This is a genomic window from Streptomyces sp. YIM S03343 (genome assembly GCF_054729195.1).
Genome location: NZ_JBPUKX010000001.1, coordinates 7,850,005 through 7,862,961, shown reverse-complemented (window position 1 = coordinate 7,862,961; position 12,957 = coordinate 7,850,005). Strand labels below are relative to the sequence as shown.

Sequence of the window (12,957 nt, the reverse complement as noted above, 5' to 3'; positions counted from 1 at the left end):
CGCGTGTCCGTTCCGCGGAACCGGTCGCGCCGTGCAGGCTCCCGTCGCCGTGCGCAGGCTCGCGTCGCCGGGCGACGGGCCCATGCCGTCCTTGGGACAATCTCGGTAGCAGTCAGCGCTCAGGAGGTCCGTCATGCCGTCGCCAGTGCACCAAGACGCCGTCCATCATCCTGTCTTCGCCCGTTTCTACGCCCGGTTCAGTGTGGCCGGGGAGCCGAAGGTCGCACCGTATCGCCGACGGCTGCTGGCGGGGCTCTCCGGGCGGGTCGTCGAGATCGGTGCGGGGAACGGGCTGAACTTCGCGCACTTCCCGGGCACCGTGTCCGAGGTGGTGGCCATCGAACCCGAGCGCACACTGCGGCAGTTGGCGATGGACGCGGCCGCTCGGGCCGGGGTTCCGGTGGACGTGGTGCCGGGGGTGGCGGAGGCACTGCCGGTCAAGAGCGAGGCCTTCGACGCGGCGGTGCTGTCGTTGGTGCTGTGCAGCGTGCGGGACGTGGAACGGGCGCTCCGTGAGGTACGGCGGGTACTGCGGCCGGGTGGTGAGCTGCGGTTCCTGGAGCACGGGCTCGGTGGCGGGCCGGTGATGCGGCGGACCCAGCGGACGCTGGACCTGGCGGGGTGGCCGCTGCTGTTCGGCGGCTGCCATGTCAGCCGGGACACCGTGGCCGCGGTCCGTGACGCCGGTTTCGAGCTGGGCCCGTACCGGCGGTTGCTGCTGCCGGAGCGGGGGCCCCGGCTGCCCTCGTCGTACTGCGTGCAGGGCACGGCGTGGCGGCCCGCGGACCGGAAGCCCGCCGACGGCGGCTGATCATCCCTGGCCCGTCACGGCGCCCAGTGGCGCAGCCGTCCCGCGATGTCGTGCACCGATGCCTCACCGCTCTTGACCAGCCGGGCGAGATCGCGCACCTGCTCGGGCGAGGCGGCGACCTTGATGCCGCTGGCCACCAGGTAGGCGTGGGCGACGGCGCAGGCGAACAGGGCGTTGGACCGCTCGAGCGCCGGGACATGGATGAGCAGTTGGAGCAGCGAGGCGGCCCGGGCGTACGGGGTGTCGTAGACGGGGACGTCGAATATCTCGGCGCGGTGGCGGGCGACGGCGGCGACGAGCGCGCCCCAGTCGGTGACCTGCGGGTCGCCGGGGGTGCGCTGCTCGGCGAGCATCAGGAGCCAGGCGAGGTCGATGCTGAGGTCGTTCAAGGGATCAGCGGTGGCCTTCTCGGTCGTCCCGGGCGGCACCGGGGGCCGGGTCCGTCCCGAACTCCTCGGCGAACACGGACTCGTACCGCTTCATGAAGTCGGCGGCCGCCTCCACGAAGGTGTGGCCCGCCTCGCCGGTGTCCTGTCTGACGAGTTCCTCGATATAGCGGTTGACGCTCATGCCGCGGGCCAGGGCGCGTTCGCGGGCCGCGCGGGCGGTGTCCTCGTCCACGCGCACGTTCAGCTGGGTCTTCGCCATGACTCGAAGCTAGCGCCGAAGCGCTAGCACCGGCAAGGTCCGGCATCGCTCCGTACCCCGGCTCCGCCCCGGCCTCCACCCCTGGATGGAGCATGCCCCTTACACCGGCGTCAGGGGCCCGACCTGCGGGTGGAGACGATCTCGACCACAGGGGGGATACCGGCCGAGGACCGGGTCACACTAGGCTCGGCCGGGACAAAGGAGTCATGACGCCGGTAACTGCCGTGGCTCCCGGGATAGCGCTAGGAGGCGGTCTTGTCCACAACTGCTGCGGAGCACGTCCCCGGCCGGTCCGCGGCCGACGGGACGGCAGCCCGCGCCCGCAGTCTGACCAAGGCGTACGGCACGGGCGAGACGACGGTGCTCGCCCTGGACTCGGTGGACGTGGACATCGTGCGCGGCCGCTTCACCGCCGTGATGGGGCCGTCGGGTTCGGGGAAGTCCACGCTGATGCACTGCCTGGCGGGACTCGACACGGTGTCCGCCGGTCAGGTGTGGCTCGGCGACACCGAGATCACCGGCCTCAAGGACCGTGAGCTGACCCGGCTGCGCCGGGACCGTATCGGTTTCGTCTTCCAGTCGTTCAATCTGATCCCGACCCTCAACGCGCTCGAGAACATCACCCTTCCGATGGACATCGCGGGCCAGAAGCCCGACGAGAAGTGGCTCGACCAGGTCATCGACACCCTGGGGCTTCGCGACCGGCTCAAGCACCGTCCCGCGCAGCTGTCCGGCGGCCAGCAGCAGCGTGTCGCGTGCGCGCGGGCACTGGCCTCCCGGCCCGAGCTGATCTTCGCCGACGAGCCGACCGGCAACCTCGACTCGCGCGCCGGTCTGGAGGTGCTGAGCTTCCTGCGCGAGTCGGTCGACAGCCTCGGGCAGACCGTCGTCATGGTGACGCACGACCCGGGCGCGGCGGCCCACTCCGATCTGGTGCTGTTCCTCGCGGACGGACGGATCGTGGACGAGATGGAGCACCCCACGGCCGACGCCGTCCTGGAGCGCCTGAAGCGGTTCGACGCGATCCGCGGCGACCGCCAGTCCGAGACCGGCCGTCCGGCATGGACCGTGCCACAGGGCGAGCGTGCCGTGCCGTCCTCGCCCGACAGCGACGGTGACGGCGACGGCGGCACGAGGACCGGGCGGGACGGCGAGGCCGCCGCCGAGGTCTCCGAGCCAGTCGCCGCCCCGGAAGGGGAGTGACCCTGTGCTCAGGGCGACGCTGCGCAGCTTCCTGGCACACAAGGGGCGGCTGCTGCTGTCCGCGCTGGCCGTCGTCCTGTCCGTGGCGTTCGTCGCGGGCAGTCTGATCTTCTCCGACACGGTCACCCGCACCTTCGACCGGCTCTTCGCCTCCACCTCGGCCGATGTGACGATCGAGCCGAAGCAGGACCTCAAGTCGTCCGTGCCGACCGGCGCGACCCCGACCATTCCCGCCTCCCTCGCCGCGAAGGTGCGGAACATCGACGGCGTCGCCGCGGCACACATCGACGCGGCCACCCAGCAGATCGCGGTCGTCGACAGCGACCACCAGCCGGTCGGCCCGACCACCGGCGCCCCCACCATCGTCACCAACTGGTACGTCACCGATCGCAGCCCGGTGAAGCTGACCTCCGGGCACGCCCCGCACGGCCCCGCCGAGGCGCTCCTCGACTCGGAAACCGCCGACCGCAAGCATCTGAAGATCGGTGACAACCTGTCGGTGCAGGCACAGCCCGGCACCTTCGACGTGAAGATCGTCGGCATCGCCACCTTCACCACCACCAACCCCGGCGCCGCCCTGATCTTCCTGGACACCCCGACCGCGCAGACCGGACTGCTCGGCTCGGCGGCCAAGGCCACCGGCATCTCGGTGGACGCCGCGAAGGGTGTGGACGACACCGTCCTCAAGCGCCGTGTCACCGACGTGATCGGCACGAACACCTACGACGTCAAGACCGCGCACGAGCAGGCCAAGTCCTCGGCGGCACAGCTCGGCGGCTTCCTCGACGTCATCAAGTACGTGATGCTCGGCTTCGCCGGGATCGCGGTCCTGGTCGGCATCTTCCTGATCGTCAACACGTTCTCCATGCTGATCGCGCAGCGCACCCGCGAACTGGGGCTGCTGCGCGCCCTGGGCGCCGACCGGCGGCAGGTGCGCCGCTCCGTGCTCACCGAGGCGATCCTGCTGGGCCTGGTCGGCTCGACGCTGGGCCTCGCGGCCGGGATCGGGCTGGCGGCCGGGCTGATCAGGCTGATGAGCGCGTTCGGCATGAACCTGAAGACCACCGAGATGGTGGTCGGCTGGGGGACGCCCGTCGTGGCGTACGTCGTCGGTGTGGGCGTCACCTTCGTCGCGGCCTATCTCCCCGCGCGCCGCGCGGCCGTAGTGTCCCCGATGGCAGCCCTCGCGGACGCCGATGTGGCCGGTGTGGGGCGGCCGCTGCGGGTGCGCGCGATCGCCGGAGGGATCGTCGGGGCGCTCGGCGTCGCCGCGCTCGCCGGGTGCGCCGCCTCCTCGAAGGCCGCCTCCTCGGCGTCTCTGCTGGGCCTGGGCGTGGTCCTGACCCTGATCGCGACCGTCATCGCGGGACCGCTGCTGGTGCGCCCGGTGATCCGGGTACTGGGCGGTGCCTTCCCCGCCCTGTTCGGCTCGGTCGGCCGGATGAGCCAGCGCAACGCCCTGCGCAATCCGCGCCGTACGGGCGCCACCGCGTCGGCGCTGATGGTCGGACTCGCCCTGGTCGGCGGGATGTCGGTGGCCAGCGCCTCCATGACACGGTCGTTCGACGAGCAGATCGACAAGACGCTCGGCGCGGACTTCGTCGTGCAGAACGGCAACTTCCTGCCGTTCTCGCCGGAGGTCACCGGCAAGGTGAGGGCCACGCCGGGCGTCGGTCTCGTCGTACGGCAGCGGTTCGCGCCGCTCGCGGTCCGGCTGCCGGACGGCAAGCGGGTGGAGACCACGACGTCCGGATACGGCAACGGGGTGGACGACGTCGCCCATGTGAAGTACGCGGCGGGCAACACCGCGGCCGCGCTGACGCCCGGGAACCTCGCCATGGACGTCGGCTTCGCGAAGAGGCACGACGTGCGGATCGGCAGCGTGCTCCCCGTCGAGTTCCAGGGCAACCGCACCACGACGCTGAAGGTCGGCGCACTCACCGACCAGGGCAACTCCGACGGATTCGGCATGCAGGGCGGGCTGTTCTTCGGCATCGCCACGGTCGAGAAGTACGTCCCCGGCGGCCAGGACTCCGCGCTGTACGTCAACCGCTCCCCCGGCACCAGTGCCGACCAGTTGCGCGGCCGGCTGAAGCACACACTGGACGCGTATCCGCAGGTCCAGGTGCGTGACCAGGCCGACTACAAGAAGCTGGTGCACGACCAGATCGCGGTGCTGCTGTATCTGGTGTACGCGCTGCTCGGCCTGGCGATCGTCATCGCGGTGCTCGGTGTCGTCAACACCCTGGCGCTGTCGGTGGTGGAGCGCACCCGGGAGATCGGGCTGCTGCGCGCCATCGGGCTCGCCCGGCGGCAGCTGCGGCGGATGATCCGGCTGGAGTCGGTGGTGATCGCGGTGTTCGGCGCGGTGCTGGGGCTCGGGCTCGGTCTGGTGTGGGGGGTGTGCATCCAGCAGGTGCTGGCCCTCAAGGGCATGAAGGCCCTGGCGATCCCGTGGGGCACGATCGTGGCTGTCGTGGTCGGCTCGGCGGTCGTGGGCGTGGTCGCGGCCCTGCTGCCCGCGCTGCGGGCGTCCCGGATGAACGTGCTGGCGGCGATCGCGCACGAGTGAGGCGGTCCGACGGGGGCTGTACGGCCTGGGCTGCGACCCGGCGGTACAGCCCGCCCGGCCGCCCGTCGGCTAGTGCCGCGACAGGCAACGTTCGCCCCGTCGCGACGCCCGGCACGCTCCCCCAAGCTCTTCGAGCAGGGGGGACCCCCGCTCGCCGCACCGGCCGAAGACCCAAGTACGTCCAGTACGAGGGCCTCCGGCCGGCACGCCGAGAGCACGCACCGGACGCCGCTCCTTCACGGGCAAACGCTGCCTGCCACGGCACTAGCGGTGTCCGTCTGGTGAAATCCGCTGGCCCGGTGGGGTGTTCCGCTGGTTGCCTCGTCCCATGGCCGAACTGCGCATCCGCCCTGCCGCCCCCTCCGACATCGACGCCGTGCTGAAGTTCTGGCGTGAAGCCGCGGAAGGAACGAGCATCAGCGACGACCACGACGGAGTCGCCCGGCTCATCGCACGAGACCCCGAAGCCCTGCTCCTCGCAGAGCGCGACGGCCTCCTCACCGGAACCGTCATAGCCGGCTTCGACGGATGGCGATGCTCCGCCTACCGACTGGCCGTACACCCCGACCACCGACGGCAGGGCATCGCCACCGCCCTGCTCGGAGCCGCGGAACAACGCTTCGCCGCCCTGGGCGGACGACGGGTCGACGCCATGGTCCTGGAAGCAAACGAACGAGCCCACCAGGCCTGGGCCGCCACCGGCTACCACCGCGAGGGCCACTGGCGACGCTGGATCAAACCGCTGTAGGCGATGTTTGTGAGCAGCCGGGATTCGACGGGTCGGTCCGTTTCTTGGCCAGGGGCGCGGTCATCGGGGCTGCGGTTCGAATGTCGAACTTCCCCCTCATGCCGCCCGGGCATACGTTCGGATCAAGCTGGGGGTGTCGTCGGCGAACACACACCTGCCGACGCCTCCGCCGCCGTGTGAGGCCCCGTCGAGGAAGGAGAAAGCGATGACATGGCATCTTGAAGGCAGGTACTTCGAGGCGTGCCCGTGCGATGTGGTGTGCCCGTGCACCGTCTCGGCAATGGCGCTTCCGGCCGACACGGAGCGCTGCCAGGTGACGCTGGTGTTCCACGTCGACCGCGGAGAGGTGGAAGGCGTCGACGTGAACGGTCTCACCGTGGCGTTGGTGGCCGACGCGCCGGGGCAGATGTCGCTGGGCAACTGGCGGGCCGGCTTGATCGTCGATCAGGCCGCGTCGGCGCAGCAGGCCGAGAAGCTGCAAGCGGTATTCGGTGGGTCGCTCGGCGGGCCGCCGTCGGCGCTGGCCCCTTTGGTGGGAGAGATCGTCGGAGTGGAGAGCGCCCCGATCACATTCTCGTCGGAGGACCGCGTCCACCGCGTGACGATCGGCGACTCGGTGGAGATCGAGGTGGAGGACTTCCTGCTGGACGGCGCGAGCGAAGTGGCCACGCTGCACGGGATGACGATCACACCTGATCCGGTGGTCACGATCGCGAAGTCCAATGTGGCCCGCATCCGTGCGTTCGGCCTCGATCTCGACCTGGCCGGGCACAACGGGCACGCGGCGGCGTTCACGTGGGCGGCATGAGCAGCGCACCCGCTGTGCGGGCCGGTTTCGCCCGCCTGACGTGGGCCGCCGTTCTCGGCGTTGACGGCGATTCCTGAAAACTCCGAACAGCCCCATGCTCGGTGCTGACGACCGTCGCTCACACATGAGCCCCGGCGTGCGGTCGTCCTCCGGTGTCGGGTGCCCGCACCGCGGAAGCAAACCTCGACCAGGCGAACCAGTTCGGGAACGCCCGTAGCAGCGGCCGCGTGCCGGCGAGCTGCAGATCGTCTGCGCGCATCGCCGCGCCGAGCGAGATCTTGCCGAGGTAGATCCGGTACAGCACCTCGGTGCTGCACGTGACCCGCACGTCGACATCGAAGCCGGGCTCCTCCAAGCAGATCGACGGGGCCTGCGGTTCCAGCACCAGCCAAAAGCGGCACTGCCGCGGAGCTGTGAAGTCGAACTGGATCACGACGCGGGATGCCGGCAGCGCCTCCGCGTTGAGGTGCCGGCTGATCCACCGCATGAGCAGGTCCGCGTCCGGTTCCTCCGGACGCGGATCGGCGGACGCGTACGCCGCCGCCCACTCCCCGATCGCATGGACCACCGGCCGCAGTGCCCACCCCGCCGCAGTGAGCCGGTACTCGACCGACCGCCCCGATGCGCCGACGTGTCGCGTCAGGAGCCCGGCACGTTCCAGGTGGCGAAGCCGCTGCGCGAGCACCGAGCGGGAAATACCGGGCAGGCAACGTTCCAGGTCATTGAACCGGCAGACATCGAACAGCATCTCCCGCACGATGAGCAGGGTCCACCGATCCCCGAGGATCTCCACACCCTTCGCGACAGGGCAATACCGCCCATAGCTGTGCACAACCCCCAGTGTCGGCCACTGCAGTGCACCGGACCAGCTCGACGCCGGGTCGAACCGCCGGCCGGCCGAGGCCCACGACGCGCCAAGCGGAGGCCCACCACAGCCCCCTGCAGGCGACTTTGCTCACCCTTTACCATTGGGGGGTCCCCGGCCTCTTGATGAAAGGTGTGAACGTCCACCCATGGGCGAACCTCCGAATACCCGACATCGCGCGCTGCGTCCCGCCCTGCCCGACCATGGGACAGGGGTGAACCCATGACCGAGGTGCTCCTGCTCTTCGTGGCGGTGCTGCTGTCCCTGGCCTGCGGCGCCTTCGTCGCCGCGGAGTTCTCGCTGACGACGGTCGAGCGCGGCGCGCTCGAACGGGCCGTGGAGCGGGGTGAACGCGGCGCGGCCGGCGCTCTGAAGGCCGTTCGGAACCTCACGTTCCAGCTGTCCGGGGCGCAGCTCGGCATCACGGTCACCAACCTGGTCGTCGGTATGCTCGCCGAGCCGTCGATCGCGGCGCTGCTCGCCGGACCCCTGGAGTCGCTCGGCATATCCGGATCGGCCGCGACCTCGGTCGGTCTGGTCGTGGGGACGGCACTGTCCACGGTGTTCCTGATGGTGGTCGGCGAGCTGGTGCCCAAGAACTGGGCGATCTCCTCCCCGCTGGCGGTGGCCAGGACGGTCGGCAACGCCCAGCGCTGGTTCACCGCCGCGTTCCGGCCCTTCATCAGCCATCTCAACAGGTCGGCCAACCGTGTCGTACGGCGCTTCGGCGTGGAGCCCTCCGAGGAGCTGGCGTCCGCGCGCGGGCCGCAGGAACTGGCGGCGCTGGCCCGGCACTCAGCGTTGGCGGGCGCCCTGGAGGCCGACACCGCCGAGCGGTTCGTGCGGACGCTGAACCTGGCCGATCTGACAGCGGAGAACGTGATGACACCGCGTGTCCAGGTCATCGCCCTCGACGCCCAGGCCACCTGCGAGGACGTGGCGAACGTGACCCGGGCGACCGGTCTGTCACGGTTCCCGGTCTACCGGGGCAACCTGGACTCGGTCGTCGGCACCGCGCACATCAAGGACGTCCTCGCGGTACCCGCGTCGCGGCGCGCCCGGGTACCGGTCGCCGAGCTGATGCGTGAGCCGCTGCTGGTCCCGGAGTCGCTCACCGTCGACCGGCTGCTCGACCGGCTCTCCGGCAAGCGCACCATGGCTGTCGTCATCGACGAGTACGGCGGCACCGCGGGGGTCGCCACCCTGGAGGACATCGTCGAGGAGGTCGTCGGCGAGGTGCACGACGAGCACGACCCGCACGAGACACCCGACCTGGTGCTCGCCGGGGTCGACGACGAAGGGCGCGCGCTCTACTCGGCCGACGGCGCCGCCCGCACCGACCAGCTCGCCCGCGTCGGGCTCAGGGCGCCGCACGGGCCGTACGAGACGCTCGCCGGGCTCGTCGCGACCCTGCTCGGACGCATACCCGTGGTCGGCGACAGCGTCGAGGTCACCGGGTGGCATCTCGACGTCATGGACGCCACAGGGCGCCGGGCCGCCCGCGTCCTGATGCACGCGCCGCTCACCGCGGACACCGGGCCGGAGGAGAAGCGATGACTCTCGTCCAGCTCCTGATCGGTCTTGCTTCGCTGGTCGTCAACGCCTTCTTCGTGGGCGCCGAGTTCGCCCTGATCTCCGTACGGCGCGCGCAGATCGAGCAGTACGCCGAGGACGCGCCGGACGGCGGACGCCGGGCGCGCAGCGTGCTGTGGGGCCTGGAGCACGTGTCCGCGCTGCTGGCCGCCGCCCAGCTCGGCATCACCCTGTGCACACTGGTCCTCGGCGTGGTCGCGGAACCGGCGATCGAGCATCTGCTGGAGCCGGTGTTCCACGCGGCCGGTGTGTCCACGGGCGCCGGGCACGCGGTGTCCTTCGTGATCGCGCTGACCCTGGCGACGTATCTGCACATGCTGCTGGGCGAGATGGTGCCGAAGAACGTCGTGCTCGCCGAACCGGTGCGCAGCGCCCTGCTGGTCGGCCCGCCGCTGGTCACCCTGGCCCGTGCGCTGCGCCCGGTGATCTTCACGGTGAACGCCTTCGCGAACGCCCTGCTCAGGATGGTGCGTGTCGAGGTCAAGGGCGAGGTCACGGCGACGTTCTCGGACGACGAGCTGGCCCGGCTGGTGAGGGACTCCGGGGAGGCGGGGCTGATCGACGAGCGGGCCCGGGAGCGGCTGCACGACGCCCTGGAACTGGGGCGGCGGCCCGTGCGCGAGGTGATGCTGCCACGGGAGCGTGTCTCGAGCGTGGACATCGGCATCACGCCGGAGCAGTTGGAGGCATTGTCGGCCGAGACCGGTTTCTCCCGCTTCCCCGTGGTCGACGCGGAGCGGCGCATCGTCGGGTATCTGCACGTCAAGGACGCGCTGGACCAGGTGCTGCGGGACACGCCGTTCCCGATGAGCGACATACGGCCCATCGCTCGGGTGCGCGAGTCCGCGCCGCTCGACGATGTGCTCACCGCGATGCGCGGCTCCCGCACGCATCTGGCGGCCGTGCAGAACGAGGACGGACGGCTGGCGGGTCTGGTGACCATGGCCGATGTGCTGCGGGAGCTGTTCGGGCAGCCGGTGTGAGGGCGGGGTGGGCTTGCGGGGCGTACGGCGTGCGGCGCGTACGGGGCGTACGGCGTGGGCGGCCGCCGGGCCCTGCCCTGCCCTGCCCGGGCCGGGGGCGGAGCCGGGGACGGGAGACAGACCGACCGGCGGGTATGGAATCGGGATACCATCGCTGACGCCATGCAGACGAATTCCATGCACTCCAGCCTCGTCGCGGTCGGCGACTCCTTCACCGAGGGCATGTCGGACCGGTTGCCGGACGGTTCCTACCGCGGCTGGGCCGATCTCCTCGCGGCGCGGATGGCCGCCCGCACACCCGGTTTCCGCTACGCCAACCTGGCGGTGCGCGGCAAGCTGATCAGGCAGATCGTCGACGAGCAGGTCGAGGTCGCGGCGGCCATGCGGCCCGATGTGATCACGCTGGTCGGCGGTCTCAACGACACGCTGCGTCCCAAGTGCGACATGGGGCAGGTCAAGGGCCTGCTCACCGAGGCGGTGGAGCGGCTGGCCCCGGCCTGCGGTCAGCTGGTGCTGATGCGCAGCCCCGGGCGCCAGGGGCCGGTCCTGGAACGGTTCCGGCCGCGTATGGAGGAACTGTTCGACTGCGTCGACGAGCTGGCCGGGCGGCACGGGGCGGTCGTGGTCGATCTGTACGGGGCGCCGTCGCTGGCCGACCCGCGCATGTGGGACGTGGACCGGCTGCACCTCACGGCGGACGGGCACCGGAGGGTGGCGGAGGCAGTGTGGCAGGCCCTGGGCCACGAGCCGGAGGACCCCGACTGGCGGACCCCTGTGCCGGCGACGGCGCCTCCCGGCTGGGTCGCGCGTCGTCTGGCCGATGCCAGCTTCACGCGGCAGTATCTGCTGCCGTGGATCGGCCGCCGTCTCACCGGCCGCTCGTCGGGGGACGGGCGCCCGGCGAAGCGGCCGGAGTTGGTGCCGTACGAGGCGCCGGCGGGGTAGGGAGGGGGGCGGCGGCTGTACATGGCTGGCCTTGCCCGTTCGCGTGGGGGCGGTTTGTTCGCGTTCCGGGGTGGCCGCCCCGGGGAGGATTTCGCCCCCGCCACCCCTACCCTTTCCCGTCCCCAGGGGCTCCGCCCCTGGACCCCGGCGAACCGGGGCTGGGGGTGTGGCTGGATCTCCTGCTCGGCGGCATCGATCGATGCGGGCTGGACGGGGGGCTGGAGGTGTGGTGTGGGTCTCGTAGGATTTGATGAGACTTCCCGGCGCGTTGGGCTGCAGGAATCGCCAGTAGAATCCGTACACGTGACTTCTGCGCCCGCCAAGCCCCGTATTCCGAACGTCCTCGCCGGACGCTACGCCTCGACCGAGCTGGCCGTGCTCTGGTCGCCCGAGCACAAGGTGCGGCTGGAGCGGCAGCTCTGGCTCGCTGTGCTGCGGGCCCAGAAGGACCTCGGGATCGAGGTGCCGGACGCGGCGATCGCCGATTACGAGCGCGTCCTCGACACCGTCGACCTGGCCTCCATCGCCGAGCGCGAGAAGGTCACCCGGCACGATGTGAAGGCCCGTATCGAGGAGTTCAACGACCTCGCGGGGCACGAGCACGTGCACAAGGGGATGACCTCGCGCGATCTGACCGAGAACGTGGAGCAGCTCCAGATCCGGCTGTCGCTGGAGCTGATGCGCGACCGGACGGTGGCGGTGCTCGCCCGGCTCGGGAAGCTGGCCGGGGAGTACGCCGAGCTGGTGATGGCCGGCCGGTCGCACAACGTGGCCGCGCAGGCCACCACCCTCGGCAAGCGCTTCGCGACCGCCGCCGACGAACTGCTCGTGGGCTTCGGCCGGGTCGAGGAGCTGCTGGGCCGCTATCCGCTGCGCGGCATCAAGGGCCCGGTCGGCACGGCGCAGGACATGCTGGACCTGCTCGGTGGTGACGCGGTCCGGCTGGCCGAGCTGGAGCAGCGCATCGCCAGGCATCTGGGCTTCTCGCAGGCGTTCACCTCGGTCGGGCAGGTGTACCCGCGTTCGCTGGACTACGAGGTCGTCACCGCGCTGGTGCAGCTGGCGGCGGCGCCGTCCTCGCTGGCGAAGACGATCCGGCTGATGGCGGGGCACGAGCTGGTGACGGAAGGATTCAAGCCCGGTCAGGTCGGCTCGTCCGCGATGCCGCACAAGATGAACACCCGCTCCTGCGAGCGCGTCAACGGGCTCATGGTGATCCTGCGCGGCTACGCCTCCATGACCGGCGAGCTGGCGGGCGACCAGTGGAACGAGGGCGACGTGTCCTGCTCCGTGGTGCGCCGGGTGGCCCTGCCCGACGCGTTCTTCGCGCTGGACGGCCTGCTGGAGACGTTCCTGACGGTGCTCGACGAGTTCGGCGCGTTCCCGGCGGTCGTCGCCCGTGAGCTGGACCGCTATCTGCCGTTCCTCGCCACCACCAAGGTGCTGATGGGCGCCGTACGGGCCGGGGTCGGCCGGGAGGTGGCCCACGAGGCCATCAAGGAGAACGCCGTCGCCACCGCCCTGGCCATGCGCGAGCAGGGCGCCGAGCGCAACGACCTGCTCGACAAGCTGGCCGCCGACGAGCGCCTCCCGCTCGACCGCGGCAACCTCGACGCGCTGATGGCCGACAAGCTGTCCTTCACCGGCGCCGCGGCCGGCCAGGTCGGTGCCGTCGTCGCCCGCGTCGAGGAGATCGTGAAGCACCACCCGGCCGCCGCCGGCTACACACCAGGGGCGATCCTCTGAGTCTGGTCCGGCGTTTCACCCCTGCCGAACTGGAG

12 protein-coding genes are annotated in these 12,957 nt (G+C 71.0%); 9 read left to right on the top strand and 3 right to left on the bottom strand.

The window, feature by feature from the left end:
* Nucleotides 1-133: 133 nt before the first annotated feature.
* Nucleotides 134-811, top strand: a complete 678-nt coding sequence (locus ACSYGN_RS34750) for a class I SAM-dependent methyltransferase (protein ID WP_460402777.1) — start codon at nucleotides 134-136, stop codon at nucleotides 809-811.
* A 14-nt stretch (nucleotides 812-825) separates the two neighbouring features.
* On the opposite strand, the gene ACSYGN_RS34745 is transcribed toward ACSYGN_RS34750, so the two are convergent.
* Entirely contained in the window at nucleotides 826-1,200 is a 375-nt protein-coding gene (locus ACSYGN_RS34745) for a fic family toxin-antitoxin system, toxin component (protein WP_460402775.1), read from the bottom strand.
* A 4-nt stretch (nucleotides 1,201-1,204) separates the two neighbouring features.
* Nucleotides 1,205-1,459 (bottom strand): toxin-antitoxin system HicB family antitoxin, encoded by a 255-nt coding sequence (locus ACSYGN_RS34740; protein WP_460402773.1) that lies wholly within the window; start codon nucleotides 1,457-1,459, stop codon nucleotides 1,205-1,207.
* A 255-nt stretch (nucleotides 1,460-1,714) separates the two neighbouring features.
* On the opposite strand from ACSYGN_RS34740, the gene ACSYGN_RS34735 reads away from it, so the two are divergent.
* The 4 genes from ACSYGN_RS34735 (at nucleotide 1,715) to ACSYGN_RS34720 (ending at nucleotide 6,790) form a co-directional block, all read left to right on the top strand.
* Nucleotides 1,715-2,662 carry an ABC transporter ATP-binding protein gene (locus ACSYGN_RS34735; protein ID WP_460402771.1) on the top strand — a complete coding sequence of 316 codons (948 nt, stop codon included), beginning with the start codon at nucleotides 1,715-1,717 and terminating at the stop codon, nucleotides 2,660-2,662.
* A 4-nt stretch (nucleotides 2,663-2,666) separates the two neighbouring features.
* Entirely contained in the window at nucleotides 2,667-5,234 is a 2,568-nt protein-coding gene (locus ACSYGN_RS34730) for an ABC transporter permease (RefSeq protein ID WP_460402769.1), read from the top strand.
* Nucleotides 5,235-5,562: 328 nt separating this feature from the next.
* The gene (locus tag ACSYGN_RS34725) at nucleotides 5,563-5,982 is read left to right on the top strand and encodes a GNAT family N-acetyltransferase (RefSeq protein WP_460402767.1); all 420 of its coding nucleotides are present in this window, start codon (nucleotides 5,563-5,565) and stop codon (nucleotides 5,980-5,982) included.
* Nucleotides 5,983-6,187: 205 nt separating this feature from the next.
* Nucleotides 6,188-6,790 (top strand): DUF1326 domain-containing protein, encoded by a 603-nt coding sequence (locus tag ACSYGN_RS34720; RefSeq protein WP_460403921.1) that lies wholly within the window; start codon nucleotides 6,188-6,190, stop codon nucleotides 6,788-6,790.
* A 118-nt stretch (nucleotides 6,791-6,908) separates the two neighbouring features.
* Here ACSYGN_RS34720 and ACSYGN_RS34715 read toward each other — a convergent pair whose 3' ends face one another.
* Nucleotides 6,909-7,583, bottom strand: coding sequence for a winged helix-turn-helix transcriptional regulator (locus tag ACSYGN_RS34715; RefSeq protein WP_460402765.1), 675 nt, complete (start codon nucleotides 7,581-7,583; stop codon nucleotides 6,909-6,911).
* Between the two features lie 294 nt (nucleotides 7,584-7,877).
* Between ACSYGN_RS34715 and ACSYGN_RS34710 the strand changes: the two genes are divergently transcribed.
* The 4 genes from ACSYGN_RS34710 (at nucleotide 7,878) to purB (ending at nucleotide 12,922) form a co-directional block, all read left to right on the top strand.
* Nucleotides 7,878-9,212 (top strand): hemolysin family protein, encoded by a 1,335-nt coding sequence (locus ACSYGN_RS34710; protein ID WP_460402763.1) that lies wholly within the window; start codon nucleotides 7,878-7,880, stop codon nucleotides 9,210-9,212.
* Complete coding sequence (locus tag ACSYGN_RS34705) at nucleotides 9,209-10,231, top strand: hemolysin family protein (RefSeq protein WP_460402761.1); 1,023 nt, start codon at nucleotides 9,209-9,211, stop codon at nucleotides 10,229-10,231. The genes ACSYGN_RS34710 and ACSYGN_RS34705 overlap by 4 nt, the downstream gene beginning before the upstream one ends.
* A gap of 162 nt (nucleotides 10,232-10,393) precedes the next feature.
* Entirely contained in the window at nucleotides 10,394-11,176 is a 783-nt protein-coding gene (locus tag ACSYGN_RS34700) for an SGNH/GDSL hydrolase family protein (RefSeq protein WP_460402759.1), read from the top strand.
* A gap of 303 nt (nucleotides 11,177-11,479) precedes the next feature.
* Entirely contained in the window at nucleotides 11,480-12,922 is a 1,443-nt protein-coding gene (gene purB / locus ACSYGN_RS34695) for an adenylosuccinate lyase (protein ID WP_460402757.1), read from the top strand.
* Nucleotides 12,923-12,957 lie beyond the last annotated feature (35 nt).